At 33.2% G+C, this 26,787-nt stretch carries 28 protein-coding genes; 12 read left to right on the forward strand and 16 right to left on the reverse strand.

Annotated features, from left to right (window positions below; all coding sequences use genetic code 11):
* The first annotated feature begins 132 nt into the window (after positions 1-132).
* Genes smpB through ACKC83_RS17560 form a run of 3 tightly spaced genes read left to right on the forward strand, consistent with a single transcriptional unit; the run spans position 133 to position 2,729 of the window.
* Positions 133-591, forward strand: coding sequence for an SsrA-binding protein SmpB (gene smpB / locus ACKC83_RS17550; RefSeq protein WP_414037386.1), 459 nt, complete (start codon positions 133-135; stop codon positions 589-591).
* A 29-nt stretch (positions 592-620) separates the two neighbouring features.
* Positions 621-2,159, forward strand: coding sequence for a hypothetical protein (locus tag ACKC83_RS17555; protein ID WP_434036545.1), 1,539 nt, complete (start codon positions 621-623; stop codon positions 2,157-2,159).
* 12 nt (positions 2,160-2,171) lie between these two features.
* Entirely contained in the window at positions 2,172-2,729 is a 558-nt protein-coding gene (locus ACKC83_RS17560; RefSeq protein WP_414037388.1) for a hypothetical protein, read from the forward strand.
* Here the strand turns inward: ACKC83_RS17560 and ACKC83_RS17565 are convergent.
* Entirely contained in the window at positions 2,726-3,367 is a 642-nt protein-coding gene (locus ACKC83_RS17565) for a protein-L-isoaspartate(D-aspartate) O-methyltransferase (RefSeq protein ID WP_414037389.1), read from the reverse strand. The genes ACKC83_RS17560 and ACKC83_RS17565 overlap by 4 nt on opposite strands.
* 123 nt (positions 3,368-3,490) lie before the next feature.
* Here ACKC83_RS17565 and ACKC83_RS17570 point away from each other — a divergent pair, with 123 nt between their 5' ends.
* The 7 genes from ACKC83_RS17570 (at position 3,491) to ACKC83_RS17600 (ending at position 11,299) form a co-directional block, all read left to right on the forward strand.
* Entirely contained in the window at positions 3,491-4,450 is a 960-nt protein-coding gene (locus ACKC83_RS17570; protein WP_414037390.1) for a Gfo/Idh/MocA family protein, read from the forward strand.
* 58 nt (positions 4,451-4,508) lie between these two features.
* Positions 4,509-5,399: a 3-hydroxybutyryl-CoA dehydrogenase gene (locus ACKC83_RS17575; protein ID WP_434036546.1), complete on the forward strand. Its 891-nt coding sequence runs from the start codon at positions 4,509-4,511 to the stop codon at positions 5,397-5,399.
* Between the two features lie 83 nt (positions 5,400-5,482).
* The gene (locus tag ACKC83_RS17580; protein WP_434036547.1) at positions 5,483-6,148 is read left to right on the forward strand and encodes a YggS family pyridoxal phosphate-dependent enzyme; all 666 of its coding nucleotides are present in this window, start codon (positions 5,483-5,485) and stop codon (positions 6,146-6,148) included.
* 17 nt (positions 6,149-6,165) lie between these two features.
* Positions 6,166-7,542 (forward strand): exonuclease domain-containing protein, encoded by a 1,377-nt coding sequence (locus ACKC83_RS17585; RefSeq protein ID WP_434037800.1) that lies wholly within the window; start codon positions 6,166-6,168, stop codon positions 7,540-7,542.
* Between the two features lie 66 nt (positions 7,543-7,608).
* Entirely contained in the window at positions 7,609-8,481 is an 873-nt protein-coding gene (locus ACKC83_RS17590; protein WP_434036548.1) for an ion transporter, read from the forward strand.
* 4 nt (positions 8,482-8,485) lie between these two features.
* On the forward strand, positions 8,486-9,394 hold the full coding sequence (miaA, locus tag ACKC83_RS17595) for a tRNA (adenosine(37)-N6)-dimethylallyltransferase MiaA (protein WP_434036549.1): 909 nt from the start codon (positions 8,486-8,488) through the stop codon (positions 9,392-9,394).
* 315 nt (positions 9,395-9,709) lie between these two features.
* Positions 9,710-11,299 (forward strand): aspartate:alanine exchanger family transporter, encoded by a 1,590-nt coding sequence (locus tag ACKC83_RS17600; RefSeq protein ID WP_414037396.1) that lies wholly within the window; start codon positions 9,710-9,712, stop codon positions 11,297-11,299.
* 143 nt (positions 11,300-11,442) lie between these two features.
* On the opposite strand, the gene ACKC83_RS17605 is transcribed toward ACKC83_RS17600, so the two are convergent.
* The 14 genes from ACKC83_RS17605 to ACKC83_RS17670 all read right to left on the reverse strand — a co-directional run bounded on the left by ACKC83_RS17605 (position 11,443) and on the right by ACKC83_RS17670 (position 24,144).
* On the reverse strand, positions 11,443-12,156 hold the full coding sequence (locus ACKC83_RS17605; protein ID WP_414037397.1) for a response regulator transcription factor: 714 nt from the start codon (positions 12,154-12,156) through the stop codon (positions 11,443-11,445).
* A gap of 5 nt (positions 12,157-12,161) precedes the next feature.
* A complete protein-coding gene (locus tag ACKC83_RS17610; RefSeq protein ID WP_434036550.1) occupies positions 12,162-13,736 on the reverse strand; it encodes a sensor histidine kinase in 1,575 nt (524 codons plus the stop codon).
* 77 nt (positions 13,737-13,813) lie between these two features.
* Positions 13,814-14,404, reverse strand: coding sequence for a dephospho-CoA kinase (gene coaE / locus ACKC83_RS17615; protein WP_434036551.1), 591 nt, complete (start codon positions 14,402-14,404; stop codon positions 13,814-13,816).
* Positions 14,401-15,363 carry a CdaR family protein gene (locus ACKC83_RS17620; protein WP_434036552.1) on the reverse strand — a complete coding sequence of 321 codons (963 nt, stop codon included), beginning with the start codon at positions 15,361-15,363 and terminating at the stop codon, positions 14,401-14,403. The genes coaE and ACKC83_RS17620 overlap by 4 nt, the downstream gene beginning before the upstream one ends.
* A gap of 2 nt (positions 15,364-15,365) precedes the next feature.
* Positions 15,366-16,370: a glycosyltransferase gene (locus ACKC83_RS17625; protein ID WP_434036553.1), complete on the reverse strand. Its 1,005-nt coding sequence runs from the start codon at positions 16,368-16,370 to the stop codon at positions 15,366-15,368.
* 72 nt (positions 16,371-16,442) lie between these two features.
* Positions 16,443-17,270 carry an enoyl-ACP reductase FabI gene (locus tag ACKC83_RS17630; protein WP_414037402.1) on the reverse strand — a complete coding sequence of 276 codons (828 nt, stop codon included), beginning with the start codon at positions 17,268-17,270 and terminating at the stop codon, positions 16,443-16,445.
* Between the two features lie 69 nt (positions 17,271-17,339).
* A complete protein-coding gene (locus ACKC83_RS17635; protein WP_434036554.1) occupies positions 17,340-17,600 on the reverse strand; it encodes a hypothetical protein in 261 nt (86 codons plus the stop codon).
* 15 nt (positions 17,601-17,615) lie between these two features.
* The gene (gene recN, locus ACKC83_RS17640; RefSeq protein ID WP_434036555.1) at positions 17,616-19,268 is read right to left on the reverse strand and encodes a DNA repair protein RecN; all 1,653 of its coding nucleotides are present in this window, start codon (positions 19,266-19,268) and stop codon (positions 17,616-17,618) included.
* A gap of 62 nt (positions 19,269-19,330) precedes the next feature.
* Positions 19,331-20,218 carry a DUF4835 family protein gene (locus tag ACKC83_RS17645; RefSeq protein ID WP_434036556.1) on the reverse strand — a complete coding sequence of 296 codons (888 nt, stop codon included), beginning with the start codon at positions 20,216-20,218 and terminating at the stop codon, positions 19,331-19,333.
* Positions 20,211-21,422, reverse strand: a complete 1,212-nt coding sequence (gene coaBC, locus ACKC83_RS17650) for a bifunctional phosphopantothenoylcysteine decarboxylase/phosphopantothenate--cysteine ligase CoaBC (protein ID WP_434036557.1) — start codon at positions 21,420-21,422, stop codon at positions 20,211-20,213. Before coaBC ends, ACKC83_RS17645 begins: the two co-directional genes overlap by 8 nt.
* 10 nt (positions 21,423-21,432) lie before the next feature.
* Positions 21,433-21,759 (reverse strand): DNA-directed RNA polymerase subunit omega, encoded by a 327-nt coding sequence (locus tag ACKC83_RS17655; protein WP_414037407.1) that lies wholly within the window; start codon positions 21,757-21,759, stop codon positions 21,433-21,435.
* A gap of 4 nt (positions 21,760-21,763) precedes the next feature.
* Positions 21,764-22,564, reverse strand: a complete 801-nt coding sequence (locus ACKC83_RS17660; protein ID WP_434036558.1) for an outer membrane protein assembly factor BamD — start codon at positions 22,562-22,564, stop codon at positions 21,764-21,766.
* A 178-nt stretch (positions 22,565-22,742) separates the two neighbouring features.
* Positions 22,743-23,621, reverse strand: coding sequence for a 4-hydroxy-tetrahydrodipicolinate synthase (gene dapA, locus ACKC83_RS17665; RefSeq protein WP_414037409.1), 879 nt, complete (start codon positions 23,619-23,621; stop codon positions 22,743-22,745).
* A complete protein-coding gene (locus ACKC83_RS17670; protein WP_434036559.1) occupies positions 23,614-24,144 on the reverse strand; it encodes a DUF6913 domain-containing protein in 531 nt (176 codons plus the stop codon). Before ACKC83_RS17670 ends, dapA begins: the two co-directional genes overlap by 8 nt.
* 70 nt (positions 24,145-24,214) lie before the next feature.
* Here ACKC83_RS17670 and ACKC83_RS17675 point away from each other — a divergent pair, with 70 nt between their 5' ends.
* Positions 24,215-24,973: a 5'-nucleotidase C-terminal domain-containing protein gene (locus ACKC83_RS17675; protein ID WP_434036560.1), complete on the forward strand. Its 759-nt coding sequence runs from the start codon at positions 24,215-24,217 to the stop codon at positions 24,971-24,973.
* 10 nt (positions 24,974-24,983) lie between these two features.
* The gene (locus ACKC83_RS17680; RefSeq protein ID WP_434036561.1) at positions 24,984-25,898 is read left to right on the forward strand and encodes a bifunctional metallophosphatase/5'-nucleotidase; all 915 of its coding nucleotides are present in this window, start codon (positions 24,984-24,986) and stop codon (positions 25,896-25,898) included.
* A gap of 92 nt (positions 25,899-25,990) precedes the next feature.
* Here the strand turns inward: ACKC83_RS17680 and ACKC83_RS17685 are convergent, their stop codons facing one another.
* Positions 25,991-26,773, reverse strand: a complete 783-nt coding sequence (locus ACKC83_RS17685; protein WP_434036562.1) for a hypothetical protein — start codon at positions 26,771-26,773, stop codon at positions 25,991-25,993.
* Between the last annotated feature and the right edge of the window lie 14 nt (positions 26,774-26,787).

Raw genomic sequence — 26,787 nt, forward strand, 5'->3', positions numbered from 1 at the left:
AAAATGTATTCCAAACATTAATCTAGGATTTGTAAGACAATTATCATTTTACAATCAAATTCGCTTTACAATTAATGTTATTGAAGCCTAAGGCTATTAAAAGTTATATTTAATTATTTATCTTTGACAACTATGCAAAAAAAGATAAACATCCAAAATAAGAAAGCTCGTTTTTTATACGAGATCTTAGATAAATATACTGCTGGAATAGTCCTTTCCGGTACAGAAATAAAGTCCATTAGAAGTAGTAAAGCATCTATCGCAGAAAGCTTTTGCGAATTCAATGAGAAAGGTGAACTGTTTGTAATTAACATGAATATTGAAGAATATGCATTTGGTAATTATTATAATCACCGCCCGAAAGCCGAGCGAAAATTATTATTAAACAAACGCGAACTTAAGAAGCTCGAAAAAGAAGTTAAAAACAGCGGATTAACCATAGTCCCGCTAAAACTCTTTATTAACGATAAAGGATTTGCGAAGTTAAATATTGCTTTGGCTAAAGGGAAGAAGTTGTATGATAAGCGAGAATCTATTAAAGACCGTGATAACAAACGAAATTTAGATCGGGTTAAGAAAATTTATAAATAAAACACTACCATATACATCTTTTAGATTCCATGAAATTAAGCTTTAGAATTACCTTATTAGCCTTTACGTTTGCTCTATATTCTTGCGGCGGGTCAAAAAACACGGCCACAAAAACAGTAGAATCTGTAAAATTTGAAGTCAATCTTTTAGACCGATCAGACGACACCTATAAAGTTACCGTTACACCACCCGCACTTACAGCCGTAAATTCTATTTATCAGTTTGCTTCTACTGCTCCTGGAACCTATCAAGTTATGGATATTGGGCGCTATGTTAAACATTTTAAAGCGTTTGATGCTAATGGCAATGAGTTAACAACACATCAAATTTCTATTAACCAATTTGAGTTAACCTCTCCAGAAAAAATTTCAAAAATAGAATATGAAATTTCAGAAACTTGGGACACTCCCGTTTCAGAAAACAAAATCTATTTAATGTGCGGAACGTCCATTGAAAACGACCATACCTTAATAAATGGGCAAGCTGTATTTGGTTATTTTAAAGATAAACAAAACAGTCCGATTACTATAAAATTAGACTATCCTAAAACATGGACAGTTGGTACGGCCTTAAGTAAAAACAGTGACAGTTTATACGTTGCAGAAAACTACGATAAAGTTGTAGACTCTCCTATTTTGCTTGGAAATTTAACCAAAGCCAGTATGAATGTAGAAGGGACAAATGTAGATATTTACACCTATTCTAAAACAGGCTTAGTAACCTCTGATCAAATTTTAGAATCCATGAAAAACATGTTGGTTTCGGCTAGCGGATTTCTTGAAGGGCTACCTGTAAAAAACTATACTTTTTTATTCCATTTTGAAGACACCACTAATGGTGCTTGGGAGCACTCTTACAGCTCAGAATACATCTATAAAGAAGACCAATGGGCAAATCTTGAAGAGCAAGTTGTAGAAGTCGCTGCACACGAATTTTTCCATGTAGTTACGCCTTTAAATATCCATAGTGAAATTGTAGATCAGTTTAACTTTATTACACCCGTAGCCTCAAGACATTTGTGGTTGTACGAAGGCACTACCGAATGGGCTGCACATATGATGCTTTTTCGTTCAGGCTTAAAACCTACCGATGATTATTTTAATACGCTATCTAAAAAAATAGCGATCGATTCGAAATATTTTGATCCCGCATTAAGCTTAGAGCAATTGTCTCTTACCTCTTACACGCCAGCGGGCCAAAAACAATACGGGAATATATACATGAAAGGTGCAATTGTAGCAGGACTTTTAGACATAAAAATATTAGAATTATCTAACGGGAAACGAGGCTATATTGACGTGATTAACGATTTAGCTAAAAAATACGGTCCACATACACCTTTCGACGACGCGACTTTCTTCTCTACATTTGTAAAAGAAACCTATCCTGAAATTCAATTTTTTATAGACGACTTTATTGTAAATACTAAACCTTTACCAATTAAAGCGTATTACAATAAAATAGGTATCGATTATAATGAAACTGAGAATACATTCTCGTTAAACGCATCGCCATCAGCCGAACAATTAACATTAAGAACAAAATGGATGACTCCAATTAGTTTGTAAAAATTCATTAAAATGAAAAAATTATTATTCGTCTTCGGGTTAAGTTTTTTTCTGATTTCTACTGCAACAGCACAAAAAAAGAAAGAAGTTGTTATACAAAAAACCAATTATAACCCCTTAGTAAAATCTTTAGAAACTACTTTAGGAACGTTATATCTGTCGCTTTCTGGCGATAAGAAAGAAAAACGCGACTGGGATTTATTTCAATTTTTGTTTAAAGAGGAAGCTAAATTAATTACTACAGGAGTCGATTACGAAGGTAAATTACAAGCGAAGTACATGACGCCTGCCGAATACGTTAAAGCCTCTAAATCTTGGATGCTAAAAAACGGGTTTCACGAAAAAGAGATTCACAGAATTGTACATACATTTGGCGACATCACACAGGTGTTTAGCACCTTTGAGGCCTATCATTCCGAAAACGATAAAGAACCTTTTGCAAAAGGTATTAATAGTATTCAATTAATGTTCGACGGGAATCGTTGGTGGATTATTAATCTATTATGGACAAACGAATCTGAAACCAAACCAATTCCCGCTGAGTTTTTACAAAAAGACGATGATTATTAATTTTTATCCTCTAATAGTGGCACAAAACGAAATTCACCAAACTCGTGTTTTTCAAATTCTTTAGGCCCTTTTCTTACAAAAAGTGTCATGGTTTGCACCTGATCCCCTACAGGAATCACTAAACGTCCACCTATTTTTAACTGACTTAATAAAGGAGTCGGGACAAAAGGCGCACCCGCTGTTACAATAATTCCATCGAAAGGCGCTTCTTCAGGCATCCCTTTATAGCCATCTCCAAAAATTAATTGTTTTGGGCGGTATCCTAATTTAGGCAAAAATTTACTCGTTTTTTTAAACAACTCTAATTGGCGTTCAATACTATAAACCTTTACACCCAATTCACATAATACAGCAGTTTGGTAACCACTTCCTGTTCCAATTTCTAAAATTTTAGCCTCGCGTTTAATCTTTAATAATTCGGTTTGAAAGGCCACTGTGTATGGCTGAGAAATGGTTTGATCGGCCGCAATAGGAAATGCTTTATCTTGATATGCATGATCTAAAAAGCTAGAATCCATAAACAAATGTCTTGGTATATTCCCTATCGTTTTAAGCACATTTACATCTGTAATGCCTTTATTTTTCAGTGTATTTACCAATTGTTGTCGTAATCCTTGATGTTTAAAAGTGTCTTTCAAGAGGGTGTGTTTTATTTTGAGTTTTGAAGAATTATAAGTTTTGCAAAAGTAAATCTTTTTTTAAAATTTTATTAGTATTTAAAACTCATAAAAAATCTTATTTTTGTTTAAAATCCTATTCACATGCTAAAAGTTGGAGTTCTTGGTGCTGGTCACCTCGGAAAAATTCATTTAAGACTTCTAAATCAATCAGATAAATACGAACTCATCGGTTTTCATGATGCAGATAAAGAAAATGCTAGAAAAGTTGAAGCCGAATTTGGTTACAAATTTTTCGAAACTGTAGAAGAATTAATAGATGCTGTCGCTGTTGTAGATATTGTAACACCTACTCTTTCTCACTACGACTGTGCCAAATTAGCAATCTCTAAAGGCAAAAATATTTTTGTTGAAAAACCAATAACTAATACTGTTCAAGAAGCTGAAGCTTTAAGAACTTTAGTTGCCGAGTACAAAGTAAAAGGGCAAGTTGGACACGTAGAACGTTTTAATCCTGCATTTACCGCCATAAAAGATTTACTAGATAAACCAATGTTTATTGAAGCACATCGTTTGGCCGAATTTAACCCTAGAGGAACAGATGTTCCTGTAGTTTTAGATTTAATGATTCACGATATAGACATTATTCTAAGTGTTGTACAATCTAAAGTAAAACATATAAGCGCTAGTGGTGTTTCGGTAATTAGTGAAACTCCAGATATTGCAAATGCAAGAATTGAATTTGTAAATGGGTGTGTTGCGAACCTTACAGCTAGTAGAATTTCACTAAAGAGCATGCGTAAAACACGTTTCTTTCAGCGCGATGCTTATATCTCTGTCGATTTTCTAGAAAAGAAATGTGAAGTTGTTAAAATGAAAGATGCGCCTAAAGAACCTGGAGATTTTGATATGATTTTACAGAATGCTGAAGGTATTAAAAAACAAATCTATTTTGCAAATCCTGATGTGGCGAATAACAATGCTATTTTAGACGAATTAGAAACTTTTGCAGACGCCATAAATAATGACACAAAACCTGTTGTAACTTTACACGACGGAACCGAAGCTTTACGTGTAGCTAATATGATTATTGATCAGTTTTAAAAACGCAGTTCCATTTCATTTTACCTCTTTTAATAACACCTATTAATAATTTACGATCATGAAAAACATAGCAGTCGTAGGAGCAGGAACCATGGGAAATGGTATTGCACATACCTTTGCCCAAAGTGGATTTAATGTTTCTTTAATAGATATAAATGAGGCATCTTTAAATACAGGGTTAGCTACAATTACTAAAAATCTTGACCGCCTAATTTCTAAAGCTGTTATTTCGGAAACTCAAAAACACGAGACTCTAAGTCGGATTTCTACATTTACAGATATAAATTCAGGCGTAAATAATGCCGATTTAGTTATTGAAGCGGCGTCAGAACATTTAGATTTAAAGCTCAAAATATTTAAGCAGTTAAGTGACATCTGTAATGCTAAAACCATTTTAGCAACAAACACATCTTCTATATCTATTACCCAAATTGCGGCGGTTACCAATCGTCCAGATAGGGTCATTGGGATGCATTTTATGAATCCCGTTCCAATTATGAAATTGGTAGAAATTATTCGTGGATATAACACGAGTGATGCGGTGACTAAAACGATAATGGAAATTTCGAAAACTTTAGGAAAAGATCCGGTAGAAGTTAACGATTATCCTGGATTTGTTGCCAACCGTATTTTAATGCCTATGCTTAACGAATCTATCGAAACCTTATACAATGGTGTTGCCGGTGTAAAAGAAATTGATACCGTAATGAAATTAGGAATGGCTCACCCTATGGGGCCTTTACAATTAGCCGATTTTATTGGTTTAGATGTGTGTTTATCTATTTTAAATGTAATGTACGACGGCTTTAAAAACCCGAAATACGCACCTTCTCCCCTACTTGTAAACATGGTGAGAGCCGGAAAACTAGGTATAAAATCAGGTGAAGGTTTTTATGATTATTCAACGAGTAGAAAAGCAGAGGTTATCTCCAGTCAATTTTTAAAATAAGAATTATTTCTATTCAAAAACTTCAATTTCATACACGATTAAAAGGTTATACACTTACAAATTTTAAAGCATAATTACTCAATATGTCTATTAAACAAAATTTAACTCATATAAAAGAAACATTACCTGAACATGTAACTCTAGTTGCTGTTTCCAAAACCAAACCTGTTAGCGATTTACAAGAAGCTTACGATGCTGGACAACGTATTTTTGGGGAAAATAAAATTCAGGAAATGGCCGAAAAACATGAGCTCTTACCAAAAGACATCCAATGGCATATGATTGGTCATGTACAGCGTAACAAAGTAAAATACATGGCTTCTTTTGTGCATTTAATTCATGGTGTTGAAAACGAAAAATTATTGAGAGAAATAAACAAACAAGCCCAAAAACACGATCGTGTTATAGATTGTTTGCTTCAGATTAAAATTGCAGATGAAGACTCTAAATTTGGAATGAGTGAGGCTGAAGCTGTTGAAATCCTAAAATCGGACTCATTTTCAGAATTAGCACATATTAATATTGTGGGTATTATGGGAATGGCAACATTCACCGAGAATGAATCGCAAATAAAATCTGAATTTACCCAATTAAAAACTACCTTTAATACTTTAAAAGCAATACATAGCAATCCTTCTCAGTTTAAAACCATTTCGATGGGAATGAGTGGCGATTACCAAGTAGCTATTGCTTGTGGAAGTACTATGGTTCGTATTGGAAGTAGTATTTTTGGAGTCCGTAATTATTAATTTTTTAAGAGTATATTATTTACGCAATTTTAGACATAGAGACCACAGGTGGTAAATTTAATGAAGAAGGCATTACCGAAATTGCTATTCATAAATACGACGGACACACCGTTGTAGATCAATTTATAACCTTAGTAAATCCAGAACGGAACATCCAACCGTTTGTGGTTAAGCTTACAGGGATTAATAACAATATGCTTAAAAATGCACCTAAATTTTACGAGGTTGCAAAACGCATTATTGAAATTACCGAAGACTGTATTATTGTTGCACACAATTCAGAATTCGATTATCGTATACTGCGAACAGAGTTTAACCGTTTGGGATACGATTTTAAGCGCAATACTCTATGTACAGTAGAATTATCTAAAGATTTAATTCCAGATCAGCCGTCTTATAGTCTAGGAAAGCTAGTTAGATCGCTAGGTATTCCGGTTACCGATAGACATCGTGCAAATGGAGATGCATTGGCTACAGTAAAATTATTTAAATTACTGCAAACAAAAGATACCACAAAACAAATCATTCAATCTTCTATAAAGGAAGGTCATAATCCGAAAAAATTAGATAGAAAACTTATAGATATTGTTGAAGAACTTCCTGCCATTACTGGTGTGTATTACATTCATAAGGAAGGCGGAGACATTATTTATATTGGAAAAAGCAGAAATATAAAACGTCGTGTTAACCAGCATTTTACTGCTCCAAATTCTAAATCTAAAAAAATTCAGCTTCATGTTACAGCCGTAACTTACGAAGAAACCGGAAGTGAGCTTGTAGCATTACTCAAAGAAAATGAAGAAATAAAGCGTTTAAAACCAATATACAATCGGGCCAGAAAACGTACGCATTACACCCATGCACTGTATGCATTTAAGGATAAAAATGGTTATATAAATTTAAAGGTTGATGTTGCCGATGGACGTAAAAAGCCCATTACAACATTTAGTAATAAGCAAAGTGCCCATTACTTTATTGAGCATAATGTGGAAGCTTATAATTTATGCCTACAATTAACGGGACTATCGACTGTAAATACAGAGAAACCGTGTTTTAATTATGGCCTAAAAACCTGTCATGGAGCCTGTGTTACTGAAGAATCTCCAGAAGAATACAACTTACGAGTTCAGGAACTTATAGAGAAAAACAGTTACGTCCATAAAAATATGATAATTATAGATCGCGGTCGAGAAATTGAAGAACGCAGTGCTATTTATATTAAAGATGGCCAGTTTGTAGGTTTAGGATTTTTCAATTTAAATTATCAAATTAGTAATATTAAAGTCTTAGAATCTATTATTACCAAAATGGAAAACAATAGAGATTCTCAACATATTATTCAGAGTTATTTACGAAGTCATAAAAAACTCAAAATTATTCAGCTTCCTGCTTAACATCTATATTTTAGGTTAACTCCATTTATTTAAGAAAAACAAACTTACTTTTCTTACTTTTATTTTATGATTGAACCAAAACGAGACAAAAACTGGAAAACGCAGTTGCATGAAATTATTTATGAAGCGGATACGCCTGCGGGGAAGTTGTTCGATATCATACTACTTATAGCAATTATTGCGAGTATACTTTTGGTAATGCTTGAAAGCGTAGACTCGATAGATATACAATATCATAGTTTTTTAAATATTTCGGAATGGGTAATAACCATATTATTTACATTAGAATACATTGCCCGAATTATTACAGTAAAAAAGCCGTTTAAATACATCTTTAGCTTTTATGGTGTTATCGATTTACTATCTACAGCACCAAAGTATTTATCTATCATTTTTGTTGGCACACATGCCCTAGTCGCTTTAAGAGCGTTACGCCTATTACGAGTTTTTAGAATCTTAAAATTAGCTCGATTTTTAGGAGCATCTAATAATCTTACAACTGCTTTAAAAGCTAGTCGTGCAAAAATTTCGGTGTTTTTATTTGCTGTCATTATCCTTGCGGTTATTTTGGGAACCATTATGTATTTAATTGAAGGAGACAAAAATGAAGGATTTGCCAATATCCCCAAAAGTGTGTATTGGTGTATAGTAACCCTTACTACCGTTGGTTTTGGAGATATCGCACCACAAACTCCTCTCGGACAATTTATAGCGTCGGTAATAATGATTTTAGGTTATGGAATTATTGCTGTACCTACAGGCATTGTTTCGGCCGAATATTCTAGTCAGAATAATAGTAACAAAAACGCCATACCAGATCAACCTAATGTAAAAAAAGTTCGTTTAAATTCTCAATCGTGTTCTAATTGCCTGAAAAGCGATCATAGAGATGGCGCACAAAATTGTTATAATTGCGGCGAACCTCTTCATAATAATTAAAATTTTGGACACAAATCACTACCTTATATCTATAGTTGGACCAACAGCAATTGGCAAAACAGCACTTAGTATTAAACTTGCGAATTATTTTAATACAGAGATTATTTCTGCCGATTCTAGACAGTTTTTTAAAGAGATGCAAATTGGTACAGCGGCTCCAACAGCGGATGAATTAGCGCAAGCTCCTCATCATTTTATCCATAATAAATCGGTTGAAGATGTGTATAATGTTGGAACTTTTGAAAAAGAGGCGCTTCAAACTTTAGAGCACATATTTAAGACGCATCGTACCGCCATCATGGTAGGTGGCTCTGGGCTGTATGTAGATGCTGTAACCCGTGGTTTAGATAATTTCCCAAAAGTTGATTATAATATACGAACGGGTTTAAATGCACAATTAGATGCAGAAGGTTTACAAGCCTTGCAAAGTCAATTAAAACAACTGGATCCAAAGTCTTATGAGACTATTGCTATAGATAATCCGCATCGCGTAATTAGAGCGCTAGAAATTTGTATTGGTACCGGGCAACCTTATTCTTCTTTTTTAAATAAGGATAAAGACAATCGTCCTTTTAAGACCATTACAGTTGGACTAAAAGCAGACCGTGAGATTATTTACGACCGTATAAACAGACGTGTGGATATTATGATGGAGCAAGGCCTCCTAGATGAAGTAAAACAACTTGTAGACAAACAACATTTAAATGCGTTAAATACTGTTGGCTATAAAGAGCTTTTTAATTATTTAAACGGGGAATACACCTTAGATTTTGCAATTTCAGAAATCAAGAAAAACTCAAGACGATTTGCAAAACGCCAATTAACATGGTTTAAAAGAAATACGGAGACCTTATGGTTTGATTACGAAACCCCAATTGAAACCATTATTAAGGACATACAAAAAAAGTTATAAATCGTTAAATTTAAAATTAATGTACTTACCGCCTCTAAATCTGTGTTTTCTTTTAAATTATAGACGTATTTTAAAAATTCACCAATAATAGAGATATACACTTTCATTAATTTATAAGGACGAGTAAAAAGGCTTAAATTAGCCATGATATTAAAACTAAATATCACCTTATTTTTCTGTCATTATGAAAACACACGTGTTGAACATCTCAATTCTTAAATTTTATATTGCTAGTTTTATCTAATATATAATGATAAAAGTCATGTGCTAACTTTATTATACTAATTACTTTTGCACCCTATTAAAATGTAACCTATGGAATTTTTAAACGCCACCTATTTAGCTCTCTTTTTAATTATTTGTATCGGGTTTATAATCGGTAACATCAAAGTAAAAGGGATTTCGTTAGACGTCTCTGCCATAATATTTGTGGCCTTACTATTTGGACACTTAGGAGTGGAGTTACCGGATATTCTACAGAAAATCGGATTAATTTTATTTATTTATACTATTGGTTTGCAAGCCGGTCCTGGATTTTTCGAATCTTTTAGAGAAAACGGAAAGAACTTAGTTATTATCGCTGCTTTAATTGTATTCTCCGCTGCATTTATTACTTTCCTTTCTATTCAGTTTATGGGAATCGATAAGTCTATTGCCATTGGTTTAATGGCAGGCGCTTTAACTAGTACACCTGGTTTAGCGACAGCCATCGATGTCACTCAATCTCCGTTAGCATCTATTGGTTATGGTATTGCGTATCCGTTTGGAGTTATTGGAGTCATACTATTTGTGAAATTATATCCGAAAATATTCAGAATTAATTTAACAAATGAAGAACAAATTTACGAGGCTAAGACCCATGGTCACTACGATACTATTGTTAGAAGTACATTTCAAGTTGATAATATAGGAGCTATTGGTAAAACTCTAGAAGAGCTACAAGTACGCTCTATGACAAAAGGTGTTGTCTCGAGAATAAAACACGAAAATAAGGCCTTTGTCCCTCAAAAAGATTCTAGACTACATAAAGGTGATTACATACGTGTAGTGGGTACAGAAGAAGCCTTAAGACGTGTAGAAGTACTTATTGGCCCTAGAGTAGATGTAGAAATGTCTTTAGGTGAAGATTTTGTGGTACAATCCTATTTAATGACGAAGACCTCTTTGGTGAATAAAACGTTAGGAGAATTAAATCTAAAAGACAATTTTAACGCCACAATTACTCGCATTAGAAGAAGTGGTATTGATTTATCTCCGAACTCTACACTAAGACTACAAATAGGTGATAAACTTATGATATCTAGCCAGAAGAGCTGCGTGTCACAAATATCGAATCTAATCGGCGATAATAAAAGTAAACTTTCCGACACAGACTTTTTCCCACTTGCTTTAGGTATTGTAATAGGTATTTTAGTAGGAGGCGTATCGATTTCTTTTGGAGATGCCTTTACTTTTAATTTGGGACTAACTGGAGGTATTTTAATAGTTGCGATGGTATTAGGTAGAATCGGGAAAACTGGGAATATCCTTTGGGTAATGAGTGGAAACTCCAACCAGTTATTAAGACAATTCGGATTAATGTTATTCTTAGCCGTAGTAGGAACTAAAGCCGGAGCCACACTTGTAGAAACGTACATGCAATACGGTATTAAATTGTTCTTAATTGGTGGACTTATTACTTTTGTTCCAATGCTTATAGCCACTATAATAGCTCGAATTTTCTTTAAGATAAATACATTAACATTGTTAGGAACGTTAACGGGATCTATGACTAGTACACCGGGATTAGCGGCTGTAGATACGATGACTAAAACAGATGCACCTTCGGTTGCTTATGCTACCGTATATCCTATTGCTATGGTGCTTTTAATTATATGTGCACAAATACTAGGCTTGTTATTATAAATAATTGTTTAACGCTTAGAACTTGTAATTAATCTCTAAAAATGGAGGTCGTATTTAAGTTTGAAGCGCATAATAAAACATAACTTTTACGCATAAAAAAATCCAGCTTATAGCTGGATTTTTTTTATTTTATGTGATGTTTATTATCCATTTTGGTTGTTTACTACCAAACGGAAACCTTCACCGTGTATGTTTAAAATTTCAACATTTTCATCGCCTTTTAAGTACTTTCTTAATTTAGCGATATACACATCCATACTTCTAGATGTAAAATAGTTGTCGTCTCTCCAAATCTTAGTCAATGCCAATTCTCTAGGCATTAAGTCATTTTCGTGTAAAGCTAACAAACGTAATAATTCATTCTCTTTAGGAGATAATTTTATAGGATCTTCTCCGTTTAGTTTTAAGAATCTTAGTTTCGAATTTAAGTCGAAGTTACCAATCTTAAATTCGAATTGCTTACTATCTGTAACTGTTTCTGAAGCTTTACGCTGTATTATAGCATGAATCTTCATTAATAGTACTTCACTATCAAAAGGCTTGTTTAAATAGTCGTCTGCACCAACTTTATAACCTCTTAACACATCTTCTTTCATCGCTTTCGCTGTTAAGAAAATAATAGGCACTTCAGTATTTTTTTCTCTGATTTCTTTAGCTAGAGTAAACCCATCTTTATAAGGCATCATTACATCTAGGATACATAAATCAAAATCGTCCTTTTTAAACTTTTCGAAACCTTCCATACCATTTTTAGCATGGGTAACTTCGTAATCGTTCATGGTTAAATAATCTTTAAGTACGGTTCCAAAATTTGGATCATCCTCTACTAACAATATTTTCTTATGTTGCTCGCTCATAACTTTTATGATATTAATGGAAGTTTAACAATAAATGTACTCCCTTTTCCTTTTTCACTTTCCACCGAAATATGACCTTGATGATCATCTACTATTCGTTTAACATATGCAAGGCCTAGACCATGACCTTTTACATTATGTATGTTTCCTGTGTGTTCTCTATAAAACTTTTCAAAAACTCGTTTTTGTGCGGCTTTACTCATACCGCTACCTTGGTCTTTTATTTTTAATAAAACACTATTTCCTACAGTCTCCGTATACACATCTATTTTTGGTGCCTCTGGAGAGTATTTTATAGCATTATCTAACATATTAACTATAACATTTGTAAAGTGCGTTTCACTCGCTAATACAGAAGATTTTTCGGCATCTAAATGTAAATGTATAAAGCCTTGTCTATCTTCTACTATTAATTCAACGTGTGTAATAGCATCATGTATTAAGTCGTGCAAATCGGCACTATCCTTACTAATATTTAGTTCATTTTTTTCAAGTTTAGATATTCTTAATACATTTTCAACGTGTGCATGCATACGTTTATTCTCTTCTTTAATCATATTAAGATAACGCATCACCTTCTCTTTATCATCGATAATCTTCGGATTCTTTATCGCATCCAAAGCCAAATTAATGGTTGCAATTGGTGTTTTAAACTCATGCGTCATATTATTAATGAAATCATTCTTAATTTCTGAAATCTTACGTTGTTTTACCAACTGATATAAAGCACTTGTATATGCAATAATTATAATAGAAGTAAATAAGAAAGATAACAATGTCATACCCACTATAGACGACATGATAAACTTGTTTCGTTCTGGAAAATTAACCAGTAACCTAAAGTTGTTCTGACTATTTTCATTTTGAAAAATAGGCACACTAAACGTTTTATCGTCTTTAAGTTCGAAACCTTCACTTTGCACTTTAGTTGCTAAATCGTTACTATAAATAGCATATTCGTAATCGATATCTATATTATCTTCGTGAAGTTTTTTAGACAACAATCGTGTAATTTCTTCCTTCTTAACACGCTTATAAATTGGTGTTCTACTGGTTAAAACTTTAAATGCATCTTCAAAACTTTGTTTTTCAGCTTCATTAAATCGTCCAATTTTAGAAATACTTAAAACCGGGCTTACATTAACATTGTTTTCTATAACACTTTTATTACTGTAAACTTTAGTTTCAGATTTACTAATAATACGTTTAATATTAATACTATCTAAACCAATGTCAAAGATCGAAGACGACAACTTATAGTTCTCTTCTAATATTCCACTTCTATAAATTAAAGTTTCATCTGTACTTTCGTTTTGCTGATTAAATAGAAGTTGGGTAATTGCAATCGTATCTGCATCCTTCTTCTGGTCTACTAAACGTTGAAACTTTTTAAAGTAAGTATTTAATTCACGTTGTTCTATATCTTTAGACACAAAACTCAAGGCTTTCTTTACATTAAATGTAAATTGCTCCTCTTCATTTTCCACTGAGTCGCTAATATATCGTGCTTGTACAAAGATGATACCTATTAGCGATAGGCTCATTAGTATCACTAACAATATAAACAATTTCTTACTCATCGTTCAAAATTAACATTTTAACATTTAGCTTTTTTAACATTTAACCTTACATTAACAAATTTGTTAAAATTGCTCTTTTATTTAATTTTATTAAGTATTGTGTTGTGAATTTCATCTACTTGGTCTTGCATATGAGCCATCGTGTCATTCACAATTACGAAGTCAGATTTTGATATTCTTTTAGCATCGTCCCACTGCTTATTCATTATAGATTCTATCTTTTCGACAGTGGTATTATCTCGTTTTAGTATACGCTCAACCTTAGTCGCTTTATCTAAAGTCACCGTAATAATAAAATCGCAAGACGTATCGGCATGACTTTCAAACAAAATTGCAGATTCTTTTAAAATATACGCAGAATCTTGTTTACTAACCCATGTTTTAAAATGCTTGGCAACTCTTGGATGCACTATGGCATTCATTTTTTCTAACAGCACCTTATCGTTAAAAATAGCATCAGAAATAAACGGTTTATTTAGGGCGCCATCTTTATAGGTATCGGCTCCAAACAATGCAATTAATTCCGATTTAATCTCTGGAGATTGCACCATAAGTAACTTGGCTTCGTCATCAGAAATATACATAGGAATTCCGTACGTTTTATGAAACGCTCTTGCTACGGTAGACTTACCACTACCAATACCTCCTGTAATACCAACAACTATCATTCTGTAATTATAAATTCTATTTTTTGTTGAATAATTTTAGCACTCTTAACCGATTCTGGTTTAGCAACCAATTCTGGCACTAAATACGACTGATTTTCTAAATGCTTAGCATAATCGCATTCGACTTTAAAGTCTTTTTCCTGCACGTCTTTAAAACCATCTAAATTGGTGTAATATGAAACAGAAACTGATTTTGGATAATATTTTAAAGATAGATTACTTGGAACGTTTTTTATGGCCACCGGAATATTAAAAACACCTTCGGTAAACTTTTCTACTTTAGCCGACAAACGCACACTTTCATGCGAAAACTGAATGTGATCCTTATTTTCTGGCAATTCTAATTTAAGCGTTTGACCAATGTCTAAATGTACATCTTTTAAATCCAGAGGTACCGTTTCAATATGCGTTAATGCTTTGAGTATTTTCTCAGGTCCGACAACATGAATGGTATCTGGAGTTATAGTAAATCCCTTTAAAACATCATATCCGGGACTAAACTGAACTTTCTTATTCAATACGACTGGTATGTCTTTAGTTGCATTTTCGTCGTATTTAAACTTTAACACATCTGGAGAGATACTAATCACTTCAACATCTTTATCAAACTGGTCGTTAATTTTAGAATAAGAGCGTTGCTGATTCCATGAAAATGTAGAATCGGTTAAACTTAATTTATCGTCGTAATCTACAGTTAACTTCGGACTAGACAAATAATATCTTAAAAACTTAAAACCATATGTTTTTAGCGTCACATTTAATTGCTGACTACTATCATTTAAAACCACAAACGTCTCTGGAATATTAACGGTGTTTACAGAAAAAGTAATGGTATTTGTAAATGTTCTAGACAGTTTATTTAAGATTAAAATGGTAAATGATAAGGCAAGAAATAAAGCAAAAACATTTATTTTCTTGCTACTTACAAATCTTAAAAACCTTGATTTAATATCTTTCATTTCTATAATTTAAAGAATAATTCTGGAAACACAAGTTTTGCATCTTTTTTTAATAGCTGCACATTTACAAACGATTTTAAAAAACCATAACCATAACCTTCAAACTGAATTAGTATCGCCGGTATTGCTAATATTGCCACTATTAAACTTTTAGATTGCACTAACGCCAAAATGAATGCCACAATAAAGTACATAAAATAGCACATTAATAACCATTTAAACTGAAATATATAAGCGCCAATAGCAACTATTAATCCTAATATAAATAGTGTTGGAAACCAATAGGTAATTTTTGCGGTATGTGGATGCCATGAATTTAAAATAGGGCGCACCATTCCAAATTTATGCACCTGTTTATAAAACTTAGCCCACGAAATACGACGCTTATGATACACAAAAGCCTCTGTAATTAGTTTAGTTTGAAATCCTAATGCCCAAAGCCTGATAGATAAGTCTGGATCTTCTCCCGGATGAATTGTTCCAAACCCATTAGAGGCTTCAAACGCAACTTTAGATAAGCCCATATTAAAGCTTCTCGGTTGAAATTTCCCAATCTGATTTTTACTTCCTCGAATTCCACCGGTAGTAATAAACGATGTCATTGAAAAATTAATAGCTTTCTGCAAATTGGTAAATGATGCATCGGCGGCATCTGGACCTCCAAAACAATCGACATATTCAGAATTTAAACTGGCGTCGACTTCACTTAAATAGTTTGAAGGTAACACGCAATCGGAATCTAAAATAATAAAGTAGTTACCTGTAGCATGTTTCATTCCGAAGTTTCGAGAATCTCCAGGACCGGAATTTTCCTTAAAAAAATAAGCAATATTCAACGCATCTTTAAAAGCATTAACTACGGCTTCTGAAGTTTGGGTTGAGCCATCTTCGACAATTACAATTTCGAAATTTAAAGTTGTTTTTAAATTTACAAAACTCAGTAATAACTCCTCAGTTTCCTCAGGACGATTATATACAGGAATAATAAAGGAATACCGTAATTGCATACACAAATGTAATTAAATGCATAAAAAAAGCCACCTTTTTAGGCGGCTTTTAAAAAGACTTTAAAAGGTCTATTATTCTTTAGTCTCAGAGGCAACAAAGGCTTCCATAACTTCGTTACTTACTCCCATGTTACTAAATCCACCATCGTTATATAAGTTTTGTAACGTTACACGTTTAGTTAAATCACTAAACATCGCCACTGTGTAGTTTGCACAATCTTCTGCCGTTGCATTACCTAGCGGAGACATTTTATCTGCATAAGCAATAAAACCATCAAAACCTTTAACACCAGAACCAGCCGTTGTTGGTGTTGGAGATTGTGAAATTGTATTTACTCTTACTTTTTTATCTTTTCCGAAGAAATATCCAAAACTACGTGCAACACTTTCTAAATAGGCTTTGTTGTCGGCCATATCGTTATAATCAGGGAACACACGTTGTGCAGCCATATAAGATAAGCCAACAATACTTCCCCATTCGTTCATAGCATCTGCTTTGTAAAGCGTTTGCATCACTTTATGAAAAGACATTGCAGAAACATCTGTTCCTTTTTTTGTGAATTCGTAATTCTGATCGGTATAGTGTTTTCCTTTTCTTACGTTAATTGACATTCCAATTGAATGTAAAACGAAATCAATTTTTCCGCCTAAAATCTCCATAGATTTTTCAACCAGATTTTGTAAATCTTCTACAGACGTCGCATCCGCAGGAATAATTTGAGAACCTGTTTTCTCTGCCAGTTCATTTATTTGCCCCATTCGCATAGCTACTGGTGCATTGGTTAAAACAAACGTTCCTCCTTCTTCGTGAACACGTTCTGCAGTTTTCCAAGCTATCGAATTTTCATCCAATGCTCCAAAAATGATTCCTCTCTTACCCTTTAATAAATTGTATGACATATTTTTTTTATTCTAAATTTAACTTTGCCTGGGACTAAATCCCAGAATCGTCAAAGTTAATAAAACTTTTTATTCTATTAATAATTCATTTTCAGTAATAATCGTAGCGTCTTCTGCCATCCAATTGCCATTTTTGTAGCTAATTATACCATAAGTATCGTGATAAAACTTCTGACCATTTACCACACTATCTATTGGCGAAAACACAAAATCCGGAATACATTCTCCCTCCGAATACACTCCACTACATGTGCCCTGATCATCCCCATCACAACTGCTAAAGGCCAATATAAAACCTAATACTAACAGGATACTCGAAGACGTTTTCATCTTTAAAAAGTTGTATTAATTTAACAGTTGCTTAGCATGGGCTATAGCAGAGCTAGACAATTCCAAGCCACCCAACATTTGTGCTATTTCTACAATACGATCTTCGCCTTTAATTACAATTAGATTTGTAGTTGTAATTTGGTTAACATCTTCTTTATATACTTTTAAATGTGTGTCTCCTTTTGCTGCAACTTGTGGTAAATGGGTTATGGCAAACACTTGCATACTAGAACTCATCTGTTTCATAATAACTCCCATTTTATTGGATATTTCACCAGACACACCAGTATCAATTTCATCGAACATTATAGTAGGCAACTGCATGTACTTGGATAACACCGATTTTATAGCCAACATAATTCGGGATAACTCTCCTCCCGATGCCGCTTTATTTAAGGGTTTAAATGCGCCACCTTTATTCGCTGAAAACAGAAATTGTAAATCGTCTTTTCCATTTGCATGAAATTCTGATGCCACGGTTAAAGTAATTTTAAACTGGGCATTCGGCATACCTAAATCGGCTAACAACGTTTCTAATTGCGATTTTAACGTTGGAATAACGGCGTTACGTTTGGTATGAATTGTTTTTGCTAAAGCATTTAAAGCTTTTTCAATCTTAGCTATTTCAGTTTTTAATTTCTGAATATTTTTATCTAGATTTTCGGTTACCCCTACTTTTTCATCTAAAGCATTCTGAATCTCTATAAGTTCTGAAATTTCTGAAACTAAATGCTTTTTCTTTAAATTATGAAGCAATTGCAATCTTGAATTAACCACTTCTAAGCGCCCTGGATCTGCTTCTAAAGCATCTTCCGAAGCCTCTATTTCTGTAAAAATATCGTATAACTCGATAAAATTACTATCTATTCTGTCGTATAAGTCTTTATACTTTTGAGAGAAAGACGCAATCTTACTAAAGTTTGTTTTTATTTCGGTAAGAATAGCTAATCCTCCTATTTGTTCGTCGCTTAATAACTGATGAGAAGCACCAATTTTTTCTTTAATTGCTTCAATATTATCAAGTGTTTCGTATTCTTCTTCTAAAGATTCAAACTCGCCTTCAACCAATTTAGCATCAATTAATTCTTGTAATAAAAATGAATTATATTCATGTTCTTTATTCGCTTCTGCCTGAAAATCTAATAGTTTTTTTAATTCCTTCTGAAGAGATTTATAAGCCTTAAGTTGCTTTTTATAATCTACTAAAGGTGCTTCAACCTGTGCTAAGGCATCGATAACCTGAAACTGAAAGGCATCGTCTGTAAGTTGCATGGTTTGATGTTGCGAATGGATATCGATTAATCGCTCGCCTAAAGCCTGTAGACTACTTACAGTAACAGGAGAATCGTTTACAAAGGCACGCGATTTTCCTGAAGGCAAAATTTCGCGACGTATAATAGTTTGCGGTTCAAAATCTAAGTCTTCCTGTTCGTAAACAGCCTCTAAATTGTAATTTGAAACATCGAAAACGGCTTCAATTATACATTTCTGAGTATCGTCTTTTAAAGACGACAAATCTGCTCGTTTACCTAGAATTAACGATAATGCGCCAAGTAAAATAGATTTACCCGCACCGGTTTCTCCAGTGATAATAGTAAACCCAGAATTAAAATCTGCCTGTAAATCGTCGATTAAGGCATAGTTTTTTATAGAAAGAGATGTAAGCAATGTGATTGAGGTGCTTTAGATTTGTAAAATCAAAGATAATTTAGATTTAAGTCGTAATCAAATTAAAACTTAATATTTCTCCATTTGCTAGAATATGTAGGCGCTACATTGTTAAGAACGCTTACCATGTCTGAAACATTTACGCTAGGTCCGCCTGAAAAGATGTCTTCTATTTCGTCGCTTTTCGCATCAAAAAACACACGTAACAAAAAAGAATTTGGTCTACGGTTATTCATGGTTTTAAACGGCTCTATAGCCGAGGCAATATTTTCTTTCCCCAACTTAACATCGGTACTCATGTTATCCAATCCATTTCTATGGTATGAATACATGACTTCGCGATATTCCTTATAAGTTGGTGATAACATATTATCGATTAAAGTGTATCTAGTCTGTAAACCATCTGCTAACTTCCATCCTTTAAAGCCTTCCTGCTGTGAATAATTTACAATGGTTTGCGCTTGGTTTAGATATTCATCGCCACCTTTTAATTTAAAACTATCTGCGTCTTGACCAAGAATCATATATACATGATAGGCTAAAACAGACACTAAATTAGACTCGAATTGTGTCGGGCTAAAGTTTAGATTCTGAAACTCGACATAATTAAATGTAAAATTCTGATCGTTAAAATTATAAACGGGCGTGCTATACGATGAACCATAAACGGGTCTAGAAGATTGCACTTGTATGCTGGCTTTAAATAGGTCGCCATCATATTCATTTATAATAATAACCATACTACAATTAACACGTTCGGTGACTTTAAAACCTCTTGTAGTCCACTGTGTATTATTAACAAACTCGTTAAGTTGCTTTTCTAATGTTTGAAATACTTGAACATTTTCATTTCCTGTTTGTTGGGCATTAACCACAACTTTACAGTTTAACTCTTGAGCAGATAAGCTAAGAGAAAGACATAAAAACACTACAAATAATATATTACGCATATCGTTGATTTAATATTTCATTGAATATATCTTGAGCAACGTCTGCCTTCGATTTTAAATTAAATTCAGTTATGTGTTCTTTAGCATCAATAAGCGTTACTTTATTGGTATTAGACTTAAATCCGGCGCCTTTATCGTTTAACGAATTAAGAACGATTAAGTCTAAATTTTTACGCTTTAATTTTCCTTTGGCGTGCTCCAGTTCGTTATTCGTTTCTAATGCAAACCCAACTAAAAACTGATTGGTTTTTATAGCACCTAAAGAAGCCAAAACATCTTTAGTTTTTTCCAGTTCTATGTTTAACGTACTATCGTCCTTTTTTATTTTCTGAAGTGCAACTTCTTTTGGTTTATAATCTGCAACAGCGGCCGCACAGATTGCAATATCTACCTCGTTAAAATGCATATGTGCTTGTTCGTACATGTCTTGTGCACTTATTACATGATTAATTTTAACAGCGCTGTGTTGAAGTATTTGATTTGTTGGCCCTGAAATTAAAATCACCTCAGCACCAAGATTTGCTGCTGTTTTTGCCAACTCGAATCCCATTTTACCACTAGAATGATTTCCAATAAATCTAACCGGGTCTATAGCTTCGTAAGTTGGTCCGGCAGTAATCATAACCTTTTTACCGTATAGAGGTAAATTGCCAAGTATATGGTTTTCTATAAACGATACTATATCTTCTGGCTCTGCCATACGACCTTCGCCCACTAAACCACTTGCTAATTCGCCTGAGGTTGCAGGAATCATAATATTTCCAAAACTTTGTAACGTTTCGAAAGACTGAGCTGTAGAAGGGTGTTTAAACATATCTAAGTCCATTGCAGGAGCGAAATACACAGGACATTTAGCCGATAAATAGGTAGCTAACAATAAATTATCGCTAGTACCATTAGCCATTTTAGACATGGTATTTGCAGTTGCTGGCGCAATAATGAAGAAGTCTGCCCAAAGGCCTAAATCGACATGGCTGTTCCATACCGCATTCTCGTCGTCTTCATTATAAAACGAAGACACCACTGGGTGTTTAGATAAGGTAGATAAGGTTAAGGGTGTTACAAAATCAACAGAAGCAGGTGTCATAACGACTTTAACGTTAGCACCTGCTTTTATAAATAACCTTACTAAAGAAGCTGTCTTATAAGCAGCTATACCTGCACTAATGCCTAACAGTATGTTTTTGCCGCTTAGTATTGACATCGCTTATGTTTTACTGAACGTCTTCGTCAGTGTTTCTGTAGTATACTTTGTTGTCTAACCACTCTTGTACTGCTAAAGCGTGTGGCTTAGGTAATTTTTCGTAGAATTTTGAAACCTCAATTTGTTCTTTGTTTTCAAAAATCTCTTCTAAACTATCGTTATACGTTGCAAATTCTTCTAATTTTTCAATTAGTTCTTTTTTAATTTCAGTGTTAATCTGATCTGCACGTCTAGAAATAATAGAAATTGCTTCATATATATTCCCTGTCGGTTCGTCAATTTTATTTCTGTTGTACGTTATTGTATTAACAGGAGCATTGATTTTTTTTAAATCCATTATATTAACTTTTAGTGCTGTAATTTTTTAATTCTTCTACTATCTCTTCGTGCATTTTATCTGCGCGATCTAAATATTGCGTTTCTGAAAACCCAGTAATTAAATCTCTATAATATTTTTCTGCAGATTCCAAACGTTCTTCTTTCTTACGTTCAACACTTCGTATTGCTAGATTAAACGATGAATCGAATCTATAATACATCGCATCTTCTCTTAATGATGACCCTGGGAATTGAAACAAAAAGTTATCAAAAGATTTGATTGATGCTTTATAATCTGATATCGTATTATACTGCTTAGCAATTTCGAATGCTTTACGTTCTAATTTACCATCTAATTCCCTAATAAAACCACTAGCTTCTGCTAAGTATTCTGATTTTGGAAATAGGTTTATAAATAATTGCAATTTTTCTATAGCTTCCTTTGTCTCTGTTTGGTCTTTACTAAAAACAGGAGACCTCATGTAATAACTCTTTGCACTTAGAAATGAAGCTTCTTCTAACTTCTCACTTTTTGGATACGAGTCTGCAAAACGCTCAAACTGATAAGAAGATGCAATATAGTTTTTCATACCATATTGTGTCTGTGCATACATGTACATTAATTTCTCTGCTTGTGGTTTACCTCGGTAACTTGGCACAATCTGAGAAAATAATCTATTTGCTTTAGAGTACTCACCTTCATTATAAAGTTGTTCCCCTAATTTAAATTTTGGTCCAATGTCTGTCGCTTTAAGTGTCTGTTGATATTCACTACATGAGCTTAAAACAATAAACGCGAATAAAATGTATAAATATTTCTTCATAGTTTTTAAACAGAATGCAAAATTAAGCTATTCTAATTGATTTTAAAAATATTATTTTTCAGCTAAAATAAAGGTTGTAATTAGGTTACAATTAGCTTTAAGTATATTTTAACTTTTAAACGCTACCGAAAAAATAAGCGCGTGCTTCCTTGCTAAACACACGCCAATTAGCTTTGTATTAAAGTGTTTCTACAAACGCTTTAATTTTATCTTTTAACCCAGGAGTTGCTTCTACCAATGGTAATCTCACATCTGCACGACATAAGCCCAAAGCTTCGTAAACCGCTTTTATTCCTGACGGATTATTTTCTTCAAAGATATAACCAATTACGTCCATTAATTTAAAATGAATCGCATACGCCTCTTTAGCCTTACCTTCTAATCCTAATTTAATCATTTTAGAAAACTGAGCTGGAAACGCTTGACCAATTACAGAAATAACACCCGAACCACCTGCTAAAAGTACTCCTAAGACTAAATCGTCGTCCCCAGAAATAATTAAAAAATCTTCTGGCTTATCTTTTAAAAGCTTTAAATATTGTCCGATATTATTTCCGGCTTCCTTAACCCCTACAATATTAGTAAAGTCGTTGGCAAGTCTAATGGTTGTTTCCGGCAACATGTTAGAAGCCGTTCTCCCTGGTACATTATATAAAATAATGGAAATAGGACAAGCTTCTGATATGGCTTTAAAATGCTGATAAACCCCTTCTTGAGTTGGCTTACTATAATATGGTGACACCGATAAAATCGCTTCAAATCCACTTAAATCTGTAGATTTAATTTCTTCTATAACCGCTGCTGTATTATTCCCTCCTATTCCTAAAACTAATGGTAATCGTCCGTTATTTGCTTCAGAAATAGTTTTTATTATGGCCAGCTTTTCTTCCTTAGTAACTGTTACACTTTCTCCGGTAGTTCCCATTATTACTAAATAGTCGGTACCGTTATCAATATTAAAATTAACAATATTTGTTAGTGCTTCGTGATCTATACTAAGATCTGCCTTAAAAGGTGTAACCAGAGCAACTCCAGTCCCCATTAATTTACTATTCATCTTTTTTAATTCTTTTTAATATACTTAAGTATTTTAAAAGCTCTGTTTTAAATACCTCTATCGCATCCGGATTTACCTTAATAATTAAATCGTTTTGCCGTTGTTCTTCTTGTAAAACCCCTATCTTAAAATCGGCTTTCGATATTGCTGTTAGCATTTTAAGATCTAAATTATCTGTAAAATAATAACTAATTAAAGCGTCGAAATTCGTATTTAAAAATGCGTCTAATTCACCATTCTTAATCTTACCACTCCAACCTATATCCTTAGAAGAAAAAGATAAATTATCTTCACTTTCTTTATTCGGAATAGACGTTGTAAAGGTTATTAATTGAAATTTACTTGGGTTAATATTTAAAAGTTTAGCTATAGATTTTAAGGCTTCGAGGTTAGAAAACTCATCGATATTCACGATAACTCCCAAACTTTCAATAGGTTTTGACACGTTGGAAATCTTGCGATTTACTAACAATTTATCAAAATACTTTTTATTAGATTTTTCCCTAAAACCTTTTAAAATCATTTATATTTAAACTTTCGTGCAAATGTAGAAAAACTATACCCATACTTCAGTAAAATTTATAAGTTTAATTATGATTTTTAAACAATTAATTATTGCCTTTTCTCTTGTGTTTCTGGTAGGTTGTAAAACAAACACTGTAAACTTAGCAAAAATTGAAGGCAAACAAATTCCCGTTTCCGAAGAAATAATTCCTGATCCCACACTTACAGACTTTATAAAGCCGTATCATGACCACGTGGTTAAAACCCTAGATAGTGTTCTTGCATATGCCCCAGCGTCATACAATAAAAGCAATGGCGAATTTAATACAGCTATTGGAAACCTCATGGCCGATATTGTTTACGAACAAGCAAATCCGATTTTTAAAAGTCGTACCAATCACGATATAGATTTTGTTATTCTAAATCATGGTGGTATTCGCTCCCAAATACCTAAAGGCGATATAACGCTTAAAACCGCATATGAAATTATGCCGTTTGAAAATAGTATTGTGGTAGCCAGTGTAAAAGGTAAGAATGTAAATGAAGCTATGGAATACCTTAGTAAAGCTAAGCGACCACACCCAGTCTCTCAGTTAAAATTGATTATAAATTCCGATTTCGATGTAACTGAAGCGAAAGTAAAAGGTAAGGATATAGACGAAAACAAAACGTATTATATCGCCACCAATGATTATTTATATAACGGAGGCGACCACATGACCTTTTTTCAGCCAAGCGACAGCCTGTATGTATTAAATTACAAATGGAGAAATGCGCTTATCGATTATTTTACAAAAGTAGACACTATTAACCCGGTGATAGACGATAGATTTATCCAATTAAAATAAATAAAGTGTTATGAAACGTAGAGATTTTATACAACAATCTACAGTTGCAACCTCTTTAGTTGCGTTAGGCGGATTATCATTATCCTCTTTTACAACAGCACCCACAACCAAAAAGATCACCATTTTACACACCAACGATGTGCATAGTCACATTGATCCGTTTGGTCCGAACGAGGGCGATAGAGCAAATAAAGGTGGTGTAGCAAGACGCGCAACTTTAATAGATAAGTTTCGCTTAGAAAACCCAAACACCTTACTTTTAGATGCAGGAGATATTTTTCAAGGCACACCTTATTTTAATTTTTATGGCGGTGAACTGGAGTTTAAATTAATGAGTAAACTTAAATACGATGCTGCGACCATTGGAAATCACGATTTCGACAATGGGGTCGATGGTTTGTATGCACAACTACCACATGCAGAATTTCCCTTTTTAATTTCTAATTACGACTTCTCTAATACCGTAATGGATACACACACCAAACCCTACAAGGTCTTTATTAAAGACGGAATTAAGATAGGTGTATTTGGGTTAGGCATAGAATTGAGTGGTTTAGTAGATCCAGCGATGTACAAAGAGACAAAATATTTAGACCCCGTAGAAAGTGCCCAAGACATGACGCGTATCTTAAAACAACAAGAACAATGTGATCTCATTATTTGTCTTTCACATATGGGATACCAATACAATACTGAAGGAAAAATTAGCGATTTAAAACTTGCCGCTTCTACAAAAGATATCGATTTAATAATTGGCGGACATACACATACCTTTTTAGCAAAGCCAACACTAGTACAAAATATTGAAGATAAAACCACTTTAGTAAACCAGGTAGGCTGTTACGGTATTAATTTAGGTAAAATAGATTTTTACTTTGACTCTAACAAAAACAAAGCCGCAGAAGGCGTTTCTATTGTTGTTTAACAAAACCGTTTTAAAAATATCATTATAAGAGCGCATTTCTAGCGCTCTTTTTTTTTACTCTATTAAATTTGGTATGGCACTTTATTAATATGCTATTGTATGGTTTTAAAAGTAAGCTCTCCCTTCTTAATAGAGTGAATTGCAAAAAGATAAAAACACAAGAAACCTACAAGAATAAGTAAAAAACAAATAACGTTTAATATAATAACATCTGAAGGGAAAAAGATAGCATATTGAATAACCTCTGAAAACACTACACATAAACTCCCTATAAACAAAAGCATTGATCTCTTATTTTCTTTATATAAATAATTTATAAAAGACACATTTAATAGAACTAAAACCACCAAATTATATACAAACTCTAGTAATATAGACATCATTGTTTCTCTTAAAAGAGGAGCGTCCTCAGTAGGTGATTTTTCTATTGTATCAGGAAGCTCTCTAAAGAAATATTCGCTAGAAAAATCATTACTCCACAAGTTGTAAAGTACATAAGAGTTTAATAGAATTAAAATAATAATAGTAAGATTAAATCTAGGCACTACCCCTTTAAAGGGAATGTTTTTTGAAACCCCATAAATTAAAAAAATGTATGCCGATATAAACATAAGATTTGATACATAGTAAGTTAAAAATTTATGTATCTCACTAACATCTATTAAAGTAAAAAGATAAGCTACGGAATACAAAATTAAAAAAGTTGTAAAATATGGTATTTTTCTCTTGCAAGTAACCAAGTAAAAAACAGTTATTACTGGTACAATTAAAGCTGTTATAGCTTGAGAAAAATAGAAAAGCGACATACACTCTGTTAACACGTACATACCGCTTAGTAAAAATAAAATAATTAATAAATAATGTATTTCCTTCATAAATTAATTGGCTC

The organism is Formosa bonchosmolovskayae, assembly GCF_051016085.1.
Taxonomy (GTDB): domain Bacteria; phylum Bacteroidota; class Bacteroidia; order Flavobacteriales; family Flavobacteriaceae; genus Formosa.